Source organism: Exiguobacterium profundum (assembly GCF_042652865.1).
Taxonomy (GTDB): Bacteria; Bacillota; Bacilli; order Exiguobacteriales; family Exiguobacteriaceae; genus Exiguobacterium; species Exiguobacterium profundum.
The window spans coordinates 101,527-119,392 of sequence record NZ_JBHSHG010000007.1; the positions used below are offsets into that span (position 1 = coordinate 101,527).

Here is a 17,866-nt window from a genome sequence, read left to right on the forward strand (position 1 = left end):
TTGAATTGGTGCGCTTTTTCAACACTCATATGGTAAAATTTACATATCAACTCATAAGGAGCTTTACTATGCAACGTACACTTCGAAAGTCGGCGACGGACCGCTCTATTGCCGGAGTATGCGGTGGGATCGCTGAATACGTCAATATCTCATCACTCGGTATTCGGCTACTATTCGTCTTTTTGCCGGCTAACTTTCTCATCTACATCCTTCTTGCCAATTTGATGAAAGATGAACCACGCTATCTATAAAAAACGCAGAAGCCATGAGCTTCCGCGTTTTTTGTTAAGCATTCACTTTGTCTTTCATCGCTTCAAGCGCTCCGCTGTTCAGGAAGTGCCATGGCTTGTTGTAGTGTGGTTGGAAGAAGAAGTCGACATAGGCGAGCTCTTCGATCGTCATCTCGTTTTGGATGGCTAGCGAGAGCGTGTTGACCGCTTGCGTCAAATCTGCTTTCGATAACACTTGTCCACCGACAATACGATGTGTCCCTTTTTCATAGACGAGTTTGAATTCGACTTTCTCTGCGGTCGGCATAAACTCCGGACGATACGCGTCCTCGATGACGACACTCTCCACTTCGAGTCCGAAGAGTGCTGCCGCTTCTTCCGTCAAACCAGACGACGCGATATTCCAGTCATAGAGTCGAAGTCCTGACGTTCCTTGTGTCCCTTGGTAACGGACGCGTGGTTGCATCATGTTCTCCGCGACGAGCGTCCCCATGCGGACAGCGTTCGTCGCCAGTGGGATATAGGCGTGTGTACGCGCCGGGTTGTAGTAGACGGCACAGCTGTCCCCTGCCGCAAAGATATCCGGGTTGCTCGTACGCATATATTCATCGACGATGATGGCACCATTCCCGAGCATATCGACCTGTCCTTCTAAGAGTCCCGTGTTCGGACGGAATCCGACACAGAGAATGACGAGATCCGCTTCGAATTCACCTTTGTCTGTTACGACATGTGTGACATTTCCGCTCGTTCCACGGAATGCCTCGACCGTCTGACCGAGTTCGAGGTCGATTCCGCGACTTGTCATATCCGCTTCCAATTGATCCGTGAACGACTTGTCGAGATACTTGTTCAAGATGCGGTCGGCACTATCGATAAACGTGACATGTTTTCCGTATGCTTCGAACGCTTCGACGAGCTCGACTCCGATATAACCCGCCCCGATGACGGCAATCTTCGTCGCGTCTGTCGCCCGCTCGATGATGCGTTGGGCGTGCGCGTAGTTTTTACAGAGCTCGATTCCATTCATTTCGATCCCCGGGAGCGTCGGGACGATCGGCCATGAACCCGTCGTGACGATCAAGCGGTCATACGTGTCATGCACGTCTTCACCGGTCTCAAGATTTTTAGCGTGGACCGTCTTCGCTTCGGAGTCGATCGACAAGACGTCATGTTTCATGCGCATCGTCGCACCGAGTTCTTCAAGTTCACGTGGTGACGAGTAGAATAACTCTTCCGCACGTTGGACGACACCACCAACGTGGAGCGCAATCCCACACGAGAGGAAGCTAACGTTATCGTTCCGCTCGTAAACGGTGATATCGAGATTGTCGTGCTTGGCGAGTAATCCTTTGACTGCTGCTGTTCCTGCGTGTGTACATCCGATGACTGCGATTTTCATATGAGTCGTCTCTCCTTTTATGTTAAACAATACGTTTCGTTTTATATTGTGATAAACATCACATTTACTTCTTGACCTTAGTGTACTATTTCACAATATAAGATTCAATGACTTTGCTCACTATTTCACGTAAAAGTGTCTAAAGTTTGAACAGAAAAAATCCGCTCATTCTCATGACCGGACTCGCCGCTTTTTCAATAGATGATAGATTATTACAAATAGATGCACGATCAAACCGAAGACGTTCATAGCGAGCCCAACGACCGCCCACCACAATGCTCCCCATCCGTATCCAAATGCCAGATTGCCAATCACAAGTACATAGCCACTTACAACTAGGAATGTACCGATCAGGAGTAACACGGACCGTCTTCTTTTCTGCCGCATCACGTGATAGATGGATAGCACTATCCCTAGTGTCAATCCAAGAAACAACAACATCAAAAAGGTCAAATCACTCATTCTCTTTACTCCTCCTGTTTCAAACGAAAAATAGTGAACGTCAAGTAGACAAGGAGACTTCCACCGTATAGGAGCAAACCGTATACGAACCACCCCATTCCATCAAATCCTCTTATGTATCCCACTCCGACGAGCATCATACAAAAACCAATGACCATACTCACAAACGAAATCGTGAGAACCTTATCCGTTTTTGACAGGAACAGATGTCTTCCAATCCCTATGGATATCCCTGCAAAGATCAACATCATGATCGTCTCAGAACCGTACCATTGCCACCACATGACCCACACCTCAAATCCCTCTTTTTCCCATATTAACATGAGTGAAGGGCTCACAGGTATGTTGAAAGCAAAAAGACCATCCGCTCATGCGAATGGTCCGAGTACTCATCGAACGGTGAAGGTTTTCGTTACGCTTCGACCTTTCGGTGTCACGAGACGAAGCGTGAGCTGCGTCCCTTTTCGTTGCGGTGAAAAACTGAGAATCGTCGAAGTCGTTTTTACTTCTTTCTCTGCGAGAACGGTCGTCCCACGCATCAGCGTGAGTGTACCGTAAGCCACGTTTGACGTCGCACGCAATGTCTTTGACGCACTTGAAGGAATGGTCGATGACAATGTCGGAGCCGGTCCGACCGTCACGGTCTTTTTCTGAATGTGACGATACGTCCCTTGCTGACTCGTCAACGTCACGACACTTCCAACCGGTTGTCGACTGAATCGTAGCGTCACACGGCCTGTACTGCTTGCCGTTCCGCTGGCAATTGTCTTCGTACCGCTCTTTAGTGTCACCGTACTGTTCGGTAGTACATACCCGACCCATAACGACTTTTCGTCGTTGATGGATAGCGTAGACAGCGAGGTCTTCGGCAATTCCACTATGACTTCACGGGATTTTGACCCGACAGAGGCACGGACACGAATCGTGTCACCCGGTTTCGCCGGGATGGTGTACCGTGTCGTTGATAACCGTTTTGGTGAAACGGCCACACCATTTACGTAAAAACGAACCGGGGCCACACTTGTCTTTTTAATCGAGAGTGTCGCCTGTGTCTTCGTCATCATGACGTCCGTGACACTCAAAACAGGTGTGAACGCGCGAACCGTCTTCGTCAATTCGTAAGTGGCATCGCGATACGTGCGTTTGACACGAATCACATCGCCTTCGCGTAATGGCGTATCGAACGTATAAGGCATCGAACTCGTCTTTGTCACAAGGATGTCATTCCGATAAACTTCATATGCTTCATTTGTGCTAGACGTTACATCAATCGATTTATCGTACATCAATGGTGTCCGCGTCCAAGTGAAGGTAGGTGCATCATACGTCGCCTTCACTTCCGCAAGACGGAACTGTGAGGCAGGTGCCTCCTGTAACTTATAGTATATTTTTGTCCCAACACCAAACCACATGTGAGAAAACGATTTGATTTGGAGCATCCCATCCTCATTTACTTGCTCACTCCAGGCTTCATAACCGCGTTCGCTACGGGCAACGATGTCAACAGTAGCCTGTGGCGTGGTCTGTAATGTCACGCCTGATTTTACAGAGTTCGTTACAAGCTTGATGTCGTTCGGTGAAGTATCTTCACTTTCTTTTACCGTCACCAATTCAATTGGATCGGCATATACACTTGATGGGCTTCCGATTTTTACGGTCACACGCGATCCTGGTGCGAACCAGCGCGTCGGTTGCCAAGTGAAGCGTCCCGTTTCGTCTGACTGAACCGTTTTCGACTGATAGTTGACCAATGAATCTAGTGAGTCAGTGTACTGAGAGGTGCTTTTCGTCACACTGACGAATACTGGGGTGTTCGGTGCCGTTGTTCCTGTGATGGGCCCTAAAACACCTGTTGGCGGATCGAGTGTGAGCGGAACATAGTTAGATGCTGCAAAGTCTTCTGTTCGTTCTAACCCGTTCCATCCAAATTCAAAAGAATATCCGCCATTCGTGTTCATCGTCAACTTACCTTGTTCCCAGACAAACGGTTTCTTCTCAGAATATCGATACTTTGCCGACAATTCTGTCCCACTGACAGGAATGGATGTTCCATCAATCAGTTTAGCGGTTCCGTTCACTTGATAGGATTGGTTCACTTCATATCGTGTCGTCGTTTTCGGTACATCGATCAACAGTTGTCGTGGCGCTTTCCAAAATGACTCCGGCGTATACCCTGCCGTCACATCATGGGATAGCACATACCAATCTCCTCTTAGATTGACAAACGTGTCATCCACCGATGATTCTTTCCATTCTCCAGTGGCAACATTGTAACTCACGTAATACGTATCAAACACTTTCCGCATCGTGAAGTAGTAAATCCCGTCTTTCCACAGGAGATTCGTGACAGATTCCGCCTCTTTTTCAATCCAACGTTTCGTGGTCAAATCAAAAATCCGGAGATGTGAGTCGGTGGACATCTTGACCACTAATTGATTCGCTTCTTCGATATATTGGGCAGATCGTACCTTGTCCGTATATGTTCCAAGCGTTTCAAGCGTTTCTCCCGTGATGGCTCGTTTCGTGATTTCACCGTTTGCGAAGACTAGGACCGTGCCGTCAGCAAGAAGGTTGTACGATTCGTATATACTTTCCGTATTAAACGTTCCGAGAATCTCACCCGTCAATGAAGTGACAGAATACGTCGTATGTCCTTTCCAAAGAATCATTTCTAAATCCTGATTCACAGCATGAAGATAATCGAGACCACTACTCGAATCGTTCGGGAATGACGTCATCGCATCGGTAATCGGATCCCAAATGAGGACCTCGCCATATGCATCTAAAATGACGCGACCGTCTCCGAGTCCAACGATATTATGTTCAACCGACACGCGGACGGGAAGTGTATACACTTCTCCTGTGCGCATATGCACAATCGTCTCTGGGTCGCCCGACCGCCATACATATTCACTGTTTGATACAACACTTCCCGTTGGCAAAACGTCCGGTTTTGCCGCTCCTTCTGCAAGGGCATCCATTTTTGGTCCAATCAACAATATGAGTACGACGAGCGTACTCCATAACCACTTGTTCATCTGCTTCCTCATTTCTGTTTATGTATACATAAGTTTTCAAAAAACATCCATTTTTGTTGAATTCCTTCTAATTTTAAGATGTTTTCTCAAAAATGCATAGCCCTAATATTCAAAAAAAGCACCGCGTCATAATTTGACGCAGTGCTCACTTTTCATTCATCTGTTTCATTAAATCCATCTGTTCTTGCACCATCGCCTCTTTTTCCCGGCGCAGCACCCCTTTGTAGGTGATACGTGAAATCGATAAACTGATTTCATATAGGAAGAAGAGTGGTAACGACACCATGAGGTGCGACGTCAAATCCGGCGGTGTGATGAACGCCGCGATCACGAATAGGGCGAAGTATGCGTACTTTCGAATCTTTGATAAGAAGTACGGGGTCACGACACCGATTCGGGTCAAGAACATCATGACGACCGGTAGTTGGAACAATAGACCGAACGGAATTGTCAGCTGCAACAAGAACGTGAAGTAATTGTTGGCCCCGATGATTTGTTCGAGTCCGAGGTCTTGCCCGAGGTCCGTCGAGATATCGAGGACGAGCGGGAACAACCAGTAGTAGGCGAACGCAAGGCCAATCAAGAACAGTCCGAAGATGATCGGGATATAGGCAAGCGTGCCTTTCCGCTCATTCGGATGCAGACCGGGTGCGACAAACGCCCACACTTGATACAGTAGGAATGGGCTCGCCGCAATCAGGCCGATGATGAGCGCCAAGTTCAAGTAAATCATGAGCGGGTCCGCGACCCCAAAGGCGTTCAGTTCGAGCCCGCGTTCGACGAGGTCTTTTTGCAAATACGCGAGTACATATTTGACACTCGGCAAAGCCATCAAAAAGAAGGCAAAGACGACAAATGCAGATAGCATCAGTCGTCTCCGCAGCTCTGTCAAGTGATCGGTGAGTTCCCGCTCTTGATCAGGTTGATGATTCATGGCTTACTGCTCTTTCTTTTCGATAGCTTTCTTGTCGTTCTCGTCGTGCTCGTTCATCATGCCGTTCGTTGCATTTTTGAACTCACGAAGCGTTTGTCCGGCCGCGCGACCAAACTCCGGCAATTTCTTCGGTCCGAAGATGATAAGCGCGATGATGGCGATGATGAATAGACTCGCCCCACCCGGAATCCCGACGACGAGTGATGATGCTAGTAATTCCATTATTGATGGACCCCCTCAGCGGTTGGATAGTGTTGCATAAAGTAAATGAGTGACTGCAGCTCAATCGACAAATCGATATGATGGACGCGAACCGTATCCGGTACAGTGAGTCGTGCCGGTGTGAAGTTCAAGATGCCCTTGATGCCGAAACGCACCAAGTCGTCTGCGACGGACTGCGCATAAGCAGAAGGTACTGTCAAAATAGCGACGTCGATCTTGTTTTGCTTCATGATTTGTTCCATCTCATCGACGTGATGAATTGGGACGCCTGACATCGTCGTGCCGACTTTTGTCTCGTCTGCGTCGAACCCGACGACGATATGTGTGTTATTGTTTTTAAGGAAGTTATAGTTGACGAATGCCGTCCCAAGGTGACCGACTCCGACCAAGGCGACATTCGTAATCTCGTCTTGATTCAGTGTCTTTCGGAAAAAGTCTAACAGATACTGCACGTTATAGCCATATCCCTTTTTACCGAGCGCACCGAAGTACGAGAAATCACGGCGAATCGTAGCCGAATCGACCTTGACCGCCTCACTCAGTTCTGCTGAAGAGACACGTTGTTTCCCTGAAGCATGCAGGCTTTGAATAAATCGATAGTATAGTGGCAACCGTTTGGCTGTCGCTTGTGGAATCTTTGGTTCGTTTTGACTCAACGGAAAGAGCCTCCTTTTTACGACACGTTACAAACGAATCTGAATTTCATACACCTTGATTGTAAACGAATTCACATGACCACTCAACGAATATACCTAAAATCGCTGAAAAATACAGTATACTAAATAGAGAGAAAGGGGTTTTTTCACTTGATCCTACTGCAAGTCAACAACTTATCCAAATCCTTCGGCGTCGAGCCGATTTTAGAAAATGTCAAACTCGAAATCCAGGAAGGCGAACGCGTCGCCCTTGTCGGTCGTAACGGGGCCGGAAAGTCGACGCTTTTGAAAGTCATCGCTGGTGAATACAACTATGACTTCGGGGACATCATGAAGCCAAAAGACGTCACGATCGGCTATCTCGCCCAAGACTCAGGGTTAGAATCCGACGAGACGATCTGGAATGAGATGCTCACCGTCTTCACGGACTTGATCGAGCAAGAGAAGACGCTCCGTCGCATGGAGGCTGACATGGGCTCAGAACGAATCCTAAATGACGCCGCTGCGTACGAACGCCTCCTCTCCTCTTACGATGAAGAGCAACATACGTTCAAAGAGCGTGGCGGATACCAATATGAAGCGACCATCCGCTCGGTCCTTCACGGGATGCGCTTCTATCCGGACGACTTCGAGCGTCGAATCGACACACTCTCCGGGGGACAACGGACACGTCTCGCCTTGGCGAAGATGCTCCTTCAAAGTCCCGACCTGCTCATCTTGGACGAGCCGACGAACCATTTGGACATCGAGACGCTCGCCTGGCTAGAGAAGTACTTGAGCGGCTATAAAGGTGCCGTCCTCATCGTCTCCCACGACCGCTACTTCCTCGACCGCGTCGTCTCGGTCGTCTATGAATTGTCACGTCACCGGAGTCGCCGCTTCGTCGGGAACTATACGAAGTATCTCGAGCAGAAGGCCGCCCTCTACGAGCAAGAGAAGAAGCAGTTTGAGTCGCAGCAAGAAGAGATTGCCAAGATGCAAGACTTCATCCAGCGAAACATCGCCCGGGCGACGACGACGAAACGAGCGCAAAGCGTGCGGAAACGTCTCGAGAAAGTCGATCGCCTCGATGCGCCGGATGGTGACGAACGTAGCGCCGTTCTCTCGTTCTCCATCAAACGTCAGAGCGGGAACGATGTGCTGAGCGCAAGTGACCTCGCCATCGGGTACGAGGAAGCAATCGCTCAAAATCTCCGTTTCCAGCTACAGCGCGGAGAATCCGTCGCGCTCGTCGGTCCGAACGGGGTCGGGAAGTCGACTCTCCTCAAAGTGTTGACGAAACAACAAGCCGCCCTCACCGGTGAGATCCGTTACGGGACCGGCGTCGAGATCGGCTACTACGACCAGGAGCAACAAAACTTGTCTGACGCGAACCGTGTCATCGATGAGATTTGGAACGACTGGCCGCTCATGCGCGAGCAAGAAGTGCGGAGTCTGCTCGGACAGTTCCTCTTCAGTGGCGATGACGTCATGAAGCGTGTCCATGAACTATCCGGTGGCGAACGGGCACGACTCACCTTGGCCAAGCTGAAGCTCGAGCAACCGAACCTCCTCATCCTGGACGAGCCGACGAACCACTTGGACCTCGACTCGAAGATGATTTTGGAGAATGCCCTCCTCGACTATCCGGGCACGATTCTCTTCGTCTCGCATGACCGCTACTTCATCGATCGACTCGCGACGCGTGTGCTAGAGATCACACCGAACGGCATCGACGAGTATCTCGGAGACTATTCGTACTACGTCGAGAAGAAAGAAGAACTCGAGGAACTGGCGCGACTCGCCCGTGAAGAGACGAAGCAGGTCGTCGTGAAAAAACAGCGCGCTGACAAAGAGCAGCAACGGGAAGAGCGCCGCATCAAACAGCGCATCGAAGAGATTGAGCAAGCGATTGAGCAACATGAGAATCGTCTTGATGAGATCGAACAGTTGCTTTGTGAGCCGGACGTCTTCAACGACTTCGCCCGTGCCCAGGAGTTATCGACCGAATCGGACGCGGCGAAAGAATCGATTACCGCACTTTATGCGGAATGGGAGGAACTCCATACATGATGCGTACCCGTGCCATGCGAATCGAGTTCATTCAAGCGTTCCTGACGGGACTCGCCTACATCGTGCCGACCGGGACCGAGTTCGTGTCTGAACTCATCCGCGGGGAGCCGACCATCGTCCCGTCTATTCTCTTTTACTTTTTACCGGTCGTCATCGGCTTCATCATTCAGACGTGGCCAGGGATACTACTCAGTCTCTTCAGTGGTCTGCTCATGAGCACGCTCTTCATCCGTGTCGTCGTCTGGCCGGTCGATGTGACCGTTCACACGTTCTATGCGCCTGGATCGGTGTGGGCCCACTTCTATGAAGAGACGCTCTTCATGTGGATCCTCGCCCTTCTCGTGTTCATCGTGAGTCGTATCAATACGTGGCATCGAGAGAATTATCGACAACCAAAAGCATAACAAAACCACGTCTTCTGTTTGAAGGCGTGGTTTTGTTTGTACAATCAACGTTATCATTGACATTGATAATCATTTTCAATTAGTCTGTTGTTGAGGTGATGACAATGAAACTATTGATTGGGTACGTGAGCATGTCTGGCAATACGGAAGACATCGCGAATCTGATTCGACATACATGGCAGGACGCAGGACACGATGTATCGATATCTGACGATTTGGAATCCTTACGTATCGAGCAATTCGCCGAATACGATGGGGTCATACTCGGTACGTATACGTGGGGAGACGGAGATGTTCCGTATGAGGCCGAGGATTTCGTATATGATTTGGAAGAGGCGATGTTAAACGGTTTGCCGTGTGCCGCCTTCGGTTCAGGGGACACGGACTATCCCAAATATTGTGCAGCCGTCGATACCGTCGAGCAAGCCTTTCAAACTGCCGGTGCGAACATTCTTGTTCCTGCGCTCAAGATTGAATTCGACCCGGATACGGATGAAAAAAAGGAAGCATGTCTCGCGTTCGCCCATACATTCCTTCAACAACTTGAAGCACTCAAAAAGGTTCAGCCTCGTGGCTGAACCTTTTTGTTAGAAGTAACGCAGTGGTTGGAATCCGATTGTATGGAAGTCGAGCTTCGTCCCGTCTTCAGCGATAAAGAAGACAGCCTCGTTCGTGTCGACGTCACGTGTGAACACTTTATAGAACGTCATCGGCTTTTCGCCATTCGTCACATAGCGTGCTTCATGCGTCGAAATGACTTGTGCGAACAGTTGCTGTTCATCGAGTTCCTCGATCAAATCATCAAACTTTGCCGCTTCTTCTTCCGTTGCCTCGCGACCCCGCTCGATTTCATAATAAGCGTCGCTCGCTTTTGGCTGTACCCCGAGATTGCGATCGACGACGATCACACGCTCCGGCTCTTGGTCGACGACACTTGTGTAGCCATAAAGTGACTCGATGAGCGTATTCTCTCCGGTCACGCGACCGATACCTTCTAATGACTCTTCTCCAGTGAGTGACTTCACTCGTGTCTCTTCTGGAACAATCTCCTCTTGATAGGCGATATTGTAAGCGCGGATAATCTCACGTACTTGTAAGAACGTCGCAACGACGAGTAGTACGATGAGCCCTCCGATGATGATGCGTTTCGTCATGTCTCTATTTCCCCCTAGACTGTCATGCTCTCTTCTAAGGATAACCCAGGAACCGCGTTCATCGCTAGTGTATCGCGCTTACCGCGCACATACGCGTGATGTGCCGCCACCCCGATCATGCCCGCATTGTCCCCACACAGGTCAAGCGGTGGAATGACGAGTTGAATTCCTTCAGCTGTAGCAGCTTCTTGAAGCGCTGTGCGGAGGCCACGGTTCGCCGCGACACCACCCGCGACAAGCAATTGCTTCGCCCCTTTTTCCTTCACGGCACGAATCGCTTTCTCGACGAGCACTTCGACGACACTCGCCTGGAAGCTCGCCGCCAAGTTTTCAGGGATGACCGTCTCTCCACGTTGTTCCGCATTGTGTACGGCGTTGATGACCGATGACTTCAAGCCACTGAAACTGAAATCAAAGCTACCCGGTTCGAGACGAACGCGTGGGAAGTTGTACGTGTCTTCCCCGACCGCTGCCAGGCGGTCAATCGCAGGACCTCCCGGATATGGGAGACTGAGCGTGCGCGCAACCTTATCGTACGCCTCACCTGCCGCGTCGTCACGTGTCTCCCCGATGACTTCGAAGACACCATGTTCTGGCATATAGACGAGTTCTGTATGTCCCCCTGAAACGACGAGACAGACGAGCGGAAACTGCATCTCTTCGACAAGTTCGTTCGCGTAAATGTGTCCGGCGATATGGTGGACACCGATGAGCGGTTTTTGATGGGCGAATGCCAACGCCTTGGCCGCACTGATCCCAACGAGAAGGGCACCGACGAGACCCGGTCCTTGTGTGACCGCGACCGCATCGACGTCTTCCATCGTCACGCCGGCTTCACTCAATGCATCGTCAATCACGTACGTGATGCGTTCCACATGATGACGAGACGCCACTTCAGGCACGACGCCACCAAATCGTTTATGACTCTCGATTTGAGAAGAGACGACGTTCGACAATAACGTCTTTCCGTCTTTGACGAGCGCAACAGACGTCTCGTCACAGCTCGACTCGATCGAGAGAATCAGTGATGTGTTCATTCTGACTCACTTCCTAACTTCGCCCAATAAATATAGGCGTCTTCATTATTATCCTGATAGTAGCGTCTTCTCCGACCGGCTTGCATAAAACCGAACTGTTCATATAGTTTTTGCGCGCCAACGTTCGACACGCGGACTTCTAACGTCAATCCGACGAGTCCTTTTGACTTGGCGAACGCGACAAGTTCCGCTAACAATTGATTGCCGATGCCCTGTCCACGAAACTCAGGTAAGACGGCAATGTTTGTGATATGTCCTTCATCGACGATTGTCCAAACGCCGACAAACCCGACGACCCGTTTGTCATGGACCGCGACAAAGTAAATGGCCTGTTCATTTCGAAGCATCTCATTCATGAACGCCTCTTTTGTCCACGGGATGGCGAACGACGCTTCTTCGACTTTCGTCACTTCCTCGACATCAAGCCACGTCATCCGACGAATTTTCACGTCAGCCATTGTTTTGTCCCTCTAACCATTTCGCTTCCGCCTCGGCGAGTCGCAAATACTCCGGTTCAAACGAGTGAACATCGCTCGTCTCATCGCTGAAGACGACCAAATCACTCGCACGCCCATATCGATGGGCAGCCGGTGCTTCGATATAGTCATATTCACTTAACACGTCACGGAACGGTTCCACGTCTCCGACGACAAGGAAGCGCCCTTGACTATTCAGTCGCAACCAATCTGAGACGGAGGCGTGCTGATCATGTGTGAGTGCTTTGTTGTGTTGATAATATCCGATATACGCGTTGCCACGGCGCGCGTCAATCAATGAAACGACCGGCAAATCGGTATTCGGGGCCGCTGCCATGAGCTGAAGGGCAGATACACCGATGAGTGGAAGATTGAGCGTATAGGCGAGTGTCTTCGCTGTCGTCACTCCAATCCGAATTCCCGTGTACGACCCGGGTCCTGTCGTGACAACGATGCGTTCGAGCATGTTCGGTGTCCACTTGACCGCTGCCATGAGCTGTTCAATCATCGGCATGAGTGTGACCGCATGGTTTTTTGAGACCATTACCGTCGCTTCGGCTTGAATCTCTCCAGCCTCACTTAACGCGACTGACAAACGTGTCGTCGCTGTATCAATCATCAATTGCTTCATGCGAGCACCTCCTTGGCGATTTGAACGTAACGCTCACCCGTCGGAGCAAGTGTCAGTTTACGTTCTTCGTCGCCGACCCGTTCAATCGTGATGGCCAAGCGTTCTTCCGGGAGCGAGGACTCGATCAAGTTCGACCACTCGACGATGGCGACACCATCACCGTTGATATATTCCTCAAGACCGATGTCATCCCCCGTATCCTCGAGACGATAGACATCCATATGATAGAGCGGTAATCGCCCTTTGTATTGTTTCATAATGGTGAAGGTCGGACTGTTGACGTTCCGCGTGACACCGAGTCCTTTTGCGAACCCTTGTGTGAACGTCGTCTTGCCGGCACCGAGGTCACCGTTTAACGTGATGACCGTCCCTGCTTCGACGAGTGTGGCCAAACGTTCTGCCACCGCCTGCGTCTCCGCCGCAGAATGCGTAATCAATGTATACATGAATGGTTCTCCTTTTATCGCTTCTCATACGTACTCATTGTACACTTCATTTTAAGCAAAAAAAAACACGAAACGCTATCGTTTCGCTATCTCATTTAAAAATTGGTTGCGGGGGCTGGATTTGAACCAACGACCTTCGGGTTATGAGCCCGACGAGCTACCAGACTGCTCCACCCCGCGACGACATATGAAATTAAATAAAAATTGGTTGCGGGGGCCGGATTTGAACCGACGACCTTCGGGTTATGAGCCCGACGAGCTACCAGACTGCTCCACCCCGCGATGGTTTGAATTGTTTCGACATCCTCTATAATAAGCGAGACAGTTATAAAAAGCAACCATTTTCTTAATGTTTTTTCAAAAATGGAATCGGGAACAGATATAACAGCATAGACTATTAGAGAAAAGGGGCGCGACCGCCATGTCCAAATGGGGAAATCGATTCAAGAAATGGTTCTTTTCGGAGATTGAAGCCGAGATCACGTTTGACCCGGCAGCACTCATTCCGAAGCAGACCGTGACGGGTACGTTGCACGTCTCCAACCCGACAACGAATGTCGTTCGATTACAGGAACTCACCCTGACCTTCTTGACGACGTTCAAAGACATCACCATGGAAGGAAACGAGTTCAATCGAGAAGCTGATATTCAAGAAGTCCCGATTCCACTATCGCTTGTACTAGAACCCGGAGCGAAAGAGGACGTTCCGTTTTCATTCGAGTTGACGATGTACGCCCCCTCCTCTGCCGGCGCCCCGTATAGTATAGAAGCTACATTGTGGGACAAGGACATCAAACGAGTTTGGTTTGACGTGTTTGAACACATTGAAATCGAACCGATGCCTGAACTGAAGCGATTACTCGATGCGACCGCTCACGCCGGGCTTGAGCCGATGTTCGTCCGAAACGTGATCGATCCGCTCGGGGAAGAACGTCCGTATCCATTCGTTGAAAAGTATGGATTCAAGCCGGTCGGAGAATGGGCCGATGAGTTCGAGGTCGTCAAATCGTTTTGGCGCTTGCATGAAGACGGGATCGACCTCTACTATTGGCTCGACAACATCGAGAAACAGCGAACGCTCGAATCGATGGCGACCGACGTCGAATTGCGTCATCGTTCTCTCACGTGGGAACAGCTAGAGCGCGAACAAGAACAGCTCGGTCTCGGCATTCAAGATACGCTACGCAGTCACCACTCCTCGTGAGCGGTGAGTACTTTTTAAGATGATATATAGCATTCCTTAATGAATCAAAAAGCTTCGAATAAGATTCTTTTCCATTCTCTTATTCGGAGCTTTTTACTATGTTTTTAGCTAGTTTTTTCTTTTCTAGTCATAATATAGTGATGCAAAATCGAAGCAATCACACCTATGACTGATCCTATAACAATCGATACTAGTGAAATCGAAAAAAATTCTTGAAAAGTAACGGGCAGTAATAGTTGCGTTGCCATCAATAAAAAGACGAGGGTTACACACACTATAATCCACAATAAAGGTTTTTCCAAAGTGACGTACTCCCTTCTTTAATAATTTTACCGTGCTCATTTCTTCTAATTCTGAAGTGTAAAGTACATATCTTGGAATCGATAACTCAGGGGAACGTCCTTATCCATTCGTTGAAGAGTTTTGATTCAAATCGATTGAAAAATGTGCCGACGAGTTCGAGAGCGTCAAATCACTTTGGCGTTGAAGATACGCTACTCAGTCACCGCTCCTCGTGAGCGGTTTTTTCAATTTGAATTCCATCCTTACTCGTATTGACGATAGTTTGAAAGTGGTGGCGATACGGATGCATGAACAATTCATATTGCAGACGTCGCTCTACATGTGAAGCGTGTAAGTAGTCCAGCTCCATACCCCGTTCCTGAATATCACGATGCGAACGTCGCTTGAACTCAGTCTCCCCGTCTGTGTAGAGATAAATCGATTGATCAAAAGATGAAAGATCCAGGAATGCGACACTCATCCCTTCAATAATCGTGATCGGCTTCTCCGGATCAATCCATGTCCGCTCTAGATAGGGGACATCAATCGTATAAAACCCAATTCCTTCCCGAATCATACGGACATCTCGCTCGAGTGAGAGCAGATGATGTGCGGCCGGATGACACGCCGTCATCTTATACTGATGGGTCGTTCCATCGTGTTGATACGTGAGGATCGTTTGTTTCCGCAACTGTGAATCTGTAATATACGGGTCTGTGTGAAGCAGGTTTATATCACCGAGTCGTTCCCGTAATTTTTCTGCCAACGTCGATTTTCCGGCTGCCCCGTGTCCGGAGATAGCAATCAGCGTTCGTTGATCCGGTCTCACGCTTTGTACGATACCCTCAATCAGTTGTTCCATGATTCTCTCCCTTTTGGTAATTTTGTTGTTTCAGAAAAACAAATACACGTCATTCATCCTCTATCCGTTTTCGAAGCCTGATTGCTGAAACAGTAAACATCACAAAGGCAATCAACGAAATCGAACTGACAATGATCAGAGTGGTCGATATGGGAGAACTAAAGAAAAATGGAATCGATAAAATCAATAGCGCCCCGGTGACTGCCATCCCTCTAATAAGAAATACCATCGTTTTACTCATTTTCTCTTCACTTTCCTTGAACTAAGCAAAAGAACCCTTACTATAAATATAATGACAGACAGCTCATCGTGTCAGGATGAGCTGTCTTCTTTTTTCTTCAGTCTCGTCAAGCTTCTGTTCTAACGTTTCCACTTGTCTCGTCATACGAGCAATCAGCTGACTGATTTCCTTATCCAGTCCGTTCACTTGATCTAAGGAATCATTGATTCGTCCATGCATCGTCCATTCTGAAAAAATATCATCCAAAAAGTAATCTGCGAACTGAATGAGTGAACCTCGATCGACATGCAACTCCTGAACAATACCTTGCACGTCCGCTAATTCACGGGAGAAACGCTCTAACGCAGATTGTAATTCGTGCATCGTCTGCTCGGAAGCATCTAGCGCCTCATGTTTCATTGCTGTGGCAATCAAGCCACCCCCGAAGAACGTATCATACGTCGACCACCCCTTCGCACTATCTAGATGTTTGAGTGTTTTTGCAATCGTTGATCGCGCCGCCTTACCGGCAACGATGGCTTCCCGATACTCGATAAGAAGTTCATTCGTTTCGGCTTGTTGATTCGTGAGATGGTGTAGGTCTCGGCGAATAGCTGGATCTTTCGCAAGATGGGATTCTTTTGTTTCTAAGAAGGTCTCCCACTCAGCGTCGATGCCCTCATAAACCTCGAGCTGTTCTTGTAATTCTCGATGTTCGAGCGTCAATTCGTCAATCATCGCCTCGTGTTCTCGTAATTTCAGTTCAGCGCGAGCAGCCTCTTCCATTTCGATTGTCCGTTGTTCATCAAACGTGCCTCGTAACTTTCGCCATGTGTTGACGAGCGAGAATTCTTCAAGGTCATACACATCACGTTGTTCTTTCGTGAATGTGTTGAGTAGTGCCTTCCGCACCGCCTCATGCTCGTTCAACTGTTTGTTTAGTATCTCTTGCTTACGAACAAGTCGATCACGCTCGGCGATACGCTGTTGTAAGTCTAATTGGGTCTGCTGAAAATTTCCCATTATGTTTCCCCTCTCTTTGTACTGATTAAAGTGTCGATTGGAATACCATTTATCGTCATGCCTTCGACATCACATCCTGTCAACGTGACATTCGTCAGGTCACATTGATTAAATGTAGCACCTCTCAGATTCGAATGATGCATTTGAACAGTACGTCCATTCTCTTGCATCGTCACAAAATTGAATCGCGAGCCTGTCAAATTTAAATCACTGAACGTACTATTCCGGAAATTGATGTTCCGAAAAAGGCTTTGACTGAAATTACAGTTGCTCGCAGCAAGTGACGAGACATTACTATTTGTGACCGCCAAAAAGCTCGCGTTTACCCCATACGCTTGCCAACCTTCACATGACTGTTCTTCAAAGCAATGCGTACTCGGTTTTGCTTTTGTTCGTTTGACGAAACATACCTCATCTTCTGACTCATATACGACTTGAAATCCTAATTGTTTATAAAAACGAATATTTCTTGTTTGATGTGTCGATGTTTCCAACTCCCAAATCCGTACATGCGGAGATTGAGCTTCTACGTATTGAATCAACGCTTTACCGATTCCTTGCCCTTGCCTATCAGGGTGCACAAAAACACGATCAATTCGTGCATAGTCATTACCAGTGAGCGTTAAGACAATCGCCCCAACGATGTGATTGTCCTGTTCAATGACATAGCATGTTAACTCTTCAATCATATATTGTGTCATCGCCTCGAGATCGTATCCCGGCGGTTCGACATTCAAATCTCTCTCAGACAATTGCAAAGAAAGTGCTTCTTGTTGAAAACTTGCAGTTGAAACTTTCGTAATCCCTGAAACATCTTTTAAAGTGGCTAATCGAATATACAAAACAATCCCCTCTTTCTCATACTTAGTACGAAAAAGAAGGGATAAAGTTTCAAAGAAACAAAAAACGACCGAGCGTATGCTCGGTCGTCCTGCGTTGTTGCCTGGCAACGTCCTATCCTCACAGGGGGAGATCCCCCAACTACTTTCGGCGCTGAGACGCTTAACTTCCGTGTTCGGCATGGGAACGGGTGTGGCCGTCTCGCTATCGCCACCAGACTTTACAGGGCTTGTTCCCTGAAAACTGAGGATTCATCAACACAAACCATTAGACTAGATCAAAGCCTCGACC

The 17,866-nt window shown here is 48.7% G+C and carries 20 protein-coding genes, 2 tRNA genes and 1 rRNA gene; 5 read left to right on the forward strand and 18 right to left on the reverse strand.

Annotated elements, in window-relative coordinates; translation table 11 throughout:
- The first annotated feature begins 68 nt into the window (after positions 1-68).
- Positions 69-251, forward strand: coding sequence for a PspC domain-containing protein (locus ACFO4U_RS14510; RefSeq protein WP_031424507.1), 183 nt, complete (start codon positions 69-71; stop codon positions 249-251).
- 34 nt (positions 252-285) lie between these two features.
- Here ACFO4U_RS14510 and ACFO4U_RS14515 read toward each other — a convergent pair whose 3' ends face one another.
- From ACFO4U_RS14515 to ACFO4U_RS14545, 7 genes are all read right to left on the reverse strand, one after another.
- Positions 286-1,632 carry an FAD-dependent oxidoreductase gene (locus ACFO4U_RS14515; RefSeq protein WP_031424506.1) on the reverse strand — a complete coding sequence of 449 codons (1,347 nt, stop codon included), beginning with the start codon at positions 1,630-1,632 and terminating at the stop codon, positions 286-288.
- A gap of 171 nt (positions 1,633-1,803) precedes the next feature.
- Complete coding sequence (locus ACFO4U_RS14520; protein WP_215244422.1) at positions 1,804-2,094, reverse strand: hypothetical protein; 291 nt, start codon at positions 2,092-2,094, stop codon at positions 1,804-1,806.
- Between the two features lie 5 nt (positions 2,095-2,099).
- Positions 2,100-2,378, reverse strand: a complete 279-nt coding sequence (locus ACFO4U_RS14525) for a hypothetical protein (RefSeq protein WP_214691574.1) — start codon at positions 2,376-2,378, stop codon at positions 2,100-2,102.
- A 105-nt stretch (positions 2,379-2,483) separates the two neighbouring features.
- Positions 2,484-5,132: a hypothetical protein gene (locus tag ACFO4U_RS14530; protein ID WP_215244423.1), complete on the reverse strand. Its 2,649-nt coding sequence runs from the start codon at positions 5,130-5,132 to the stop codon at positions 2,484-2,486.
- 145 nt (positions 5,133-5,277) lie between these two features.
- The gene (gene tatC / locus ACFO4U_RS14535) at positions 5,278-6,066 is read right to left on the reverse strand and encodes a twin-arginine translocase subunit TatC (RefSeq protein ID WP_031424497.1); all 789 of its coding nucleotides are present in this window, start codon (positions 6,064-6,066) and stop codon (positions 5,278-5,280) included.
- A 3-nt stretch (positions 6,067-6,069) separates the two neighbouring features.
- Positions 6,070-6,288, reverse strand: coding sequence for a twin-arginine translocase TatA/TatE family subunit (tatA, locus tag ACFO4U_RS14540; protein WP_034770678.1), 219 nt, complete (start codon positions 6,286-6,288; stop codon positions 6,070-6,072).
- Positions 6,288-6,944, reverse strand: a complete 657-nt coding sequence (locus tag ACFO4U_RS14545; protein ID WP_015880579.1) for a redox-sensing transcriptional repressor Rex — start codon at positions 6,942-6,944, stop codon at positions 6,288-6,290. Before ACFO4U_RS14545 ends, tatA begins: the two co-directional genes overlap by 1 nt.
- Positions 6,945-7,094: 150 nt before the next feature.
- On the opposite strand from ACFO4U_RS14545, the gene ACFO4U_RS14550 reads away from it, so the two are divergent.
- The 3 genes from ACFO4U_RS14550 (at position 7,095) to ACFO4U_RS14560 (ending at position 9,978) form a co-directional block, all read left to right on the forward strand.
- Positions 7,095-8,996: an ABC-F family ATP-binding cassette domain-containing protein gene (locus tag ACFO4U_RS14550; RefSeq protein WP_215244424.1), complete on the forward strand. Its 1,902-nt coding sequence runs from the start codon at positions 7,095-7,097 to the stop codon at positions 8,994-8,996.
- The gene (locus ACFO4U_RS14555; RefSeq protein WP_215244425.1) at positions 8,993-9,400 is read left to right on the forward strand and encodes a hypothetical protein; all 408 of its coding nucleotides are present in this window, start codon (positions 8,993-8,995) and stop codon (positions 9,398-9,400) included. Before ACFO4U_RS14550 ends, ACFO4U_RS14555 begins: the two co-directional genes overlap by 4 nt.
- Before the next feature lie 104 nt (positions 9,401-9,504).
- On the forward strand, positions 9,505-9,978 hold the full coding sequence (locus ACFO4U_RS14560) for a flavodoxin (protein ID WP_215244426.1): 474 nt from the start codon (positions 9,505-9,507) through the stop codon (positions 9,976-9,978).
- A gap of 9 nt (positions 9,979-9,987) precedes the next feature.
- Here ACFO4U_RS14560 and ACFO4U_RS14565 read toward each other — a convergent pair whose 3' ends face one another.
- The 7 genes from ACFO4U_RS14565 to ACFO4U_RS14595 all read right to left on the reverse strand — a co-directional run bounded on the left by ACFO4U_RS14565 (position 9,988) and on the right by ACFO4U_RS14595 (position 13,426).
- A complete protein-coding gene (locus ACFO4U_RS14565) occupies positions 9,988-10,554 on the reverse strand; it encodes a hypothetical protein (protein WP_214738303.1) in 567 nt (188 codons plus the stop codon).
- A gap of 14 nt (positions 10,555-10,568) precedes the next feature.
- Positions 10,569-11,591 carry a tRNA (adenosine(37)-N6)-threonylcarbamoyltransferase complex transferase subunit TsaD gene (gene tsaD / locus ACFO4U_RS14570; RefSeq protein WP_074034832.1) on the reverse strand — a complete coding sequence of 341 codons (1,023 nt, stop codon included), beginning with the start codon at positions 11,589-11,591 and terminating at the stop codon, positions 10,569-10,571.
- Entirely contained in the window at positions 11,588-12,049 is a 462-nt protein-coding gene (gene rimI, locus ACFO4U_RS14575; protein WP_074034834.1) for a ribosomal protein S18-alanine N-acetyltransferase, read from the reverse strand. The genes tsaD and rimI overlap by 4 nt, the downstream gene beginning before the upstream one ends.
- Entirely contained in the window at positions 12,042-12,698 is a 657-nt protein-coding gene (gene tsaB, locus ACFO4U_RS14580; RefSeq protein ID WP_074034836.1) for a tRNA (adenosine(37)-N6)-threonylcarbamoyltransferase complex dimerization subunit type 1 TsaB, read from the reverse strand. Before tsaB ends, rimI begins: the two co-directional genes overlap by 8 nt.
- Positions 12,695-13,144: a tRNA (adenosine(37)-N6)-threonylcarbamoyltransferase complex ATPase subunit type 1 TsaE gene (gene tsaE, locus ACFO4U_RS14585; RefSeq protein ID WP_015880566.1), complete on the reverse strand. Its 450-nt coding sequence runs from the start codon at positions 13,142-13,144 to the stop codon at positions 12,695-12,697. The genes tsaB and tsaE overlap by 4 nt, the downstream gene beginning before the upstream one ends.
- A gap of 103 nt (positions 13,145-13,247) precedes the next feature.
- A tRNA-Met gene (locus ACFO4U_RS14590) sits at positions 13,248-13,324 on the reverse strand.
- A 25-nt stretch (positions 13,325-13,349) separates the two neighbouring features.
- Positions 13,350-13,426: transfer RNA gene (locus ACFO4U_RS14595), tRNA-Met, on the reverse strand.
- Between the two features lie 139 nt (positions 13,427-13,565).
- Between ACFO4U_RS14595 and ACFO4U_RS14600 the strand changes: the two genes are divergently transcribed.
- Positions 13,566-14,348, forward strand: coding sequence for a sporulation protein (locus ACFO4U_RS14600; RefSeq protein ID WP_215244427.1), 783 nt, complete (start codon positions 13,566-13,568; stop codon positions 14,346-14,348).
- Between the two features lie 502 nt (positions 14,349-14,850).
- Here ACFO4U_RS14600 and ACFO4U_RS14605 read toward each other — a convergent pair.
- From ACFO4U_RS14605 to rrf, 4 genes are all read right to left on the reverse strand, one after another.
- A complete protein-coding gene (locus ACFO4U_RS14605) occupies positions 14,851-15,492 on the reverse strand; it encodes a uridine kinase family protein (protein WP_074034841.1) in 642 nt (213 codons plus the stop codon).
- Between the two features lie 304 nt (positions 15,493-15,796).
- Complete coding sequence (locus tag ACFO4U_RS14610; protein ID WP_074034846.1) at positions 15,797-16,735, reverse strand: coiled-coil domain-containing protein; 939 nt, start codon at positions 16,733-16,735, stop codon at positions 15,797-15,799.
- Complete coding sequence (locus ACFO4U_RS14615; RefSeq protein ID WP_215244428.1) at positions 16,735-17,577, reverse strand: GNAT family N-acetyltransferase; 843 nt, start codon at positions 17,575-17,577, stop codon at positions 16,735-16,737. The genes ACFO4U_RS14610 and ACFO4U_RS14615 overlap by 1 nt, the downstream gene beginning before the upstream one ends.
- A 99-nt stretch (positions 17,578-17,676) precedes the next feature.
- Positions 17,677-17,793, reverse strand: a 5S ribosomal RNA gene (gene rrf, locus ACFO4U_RS14620).
- Positions 17,794-17,866 lie beyond the last annotated feature (73 nt).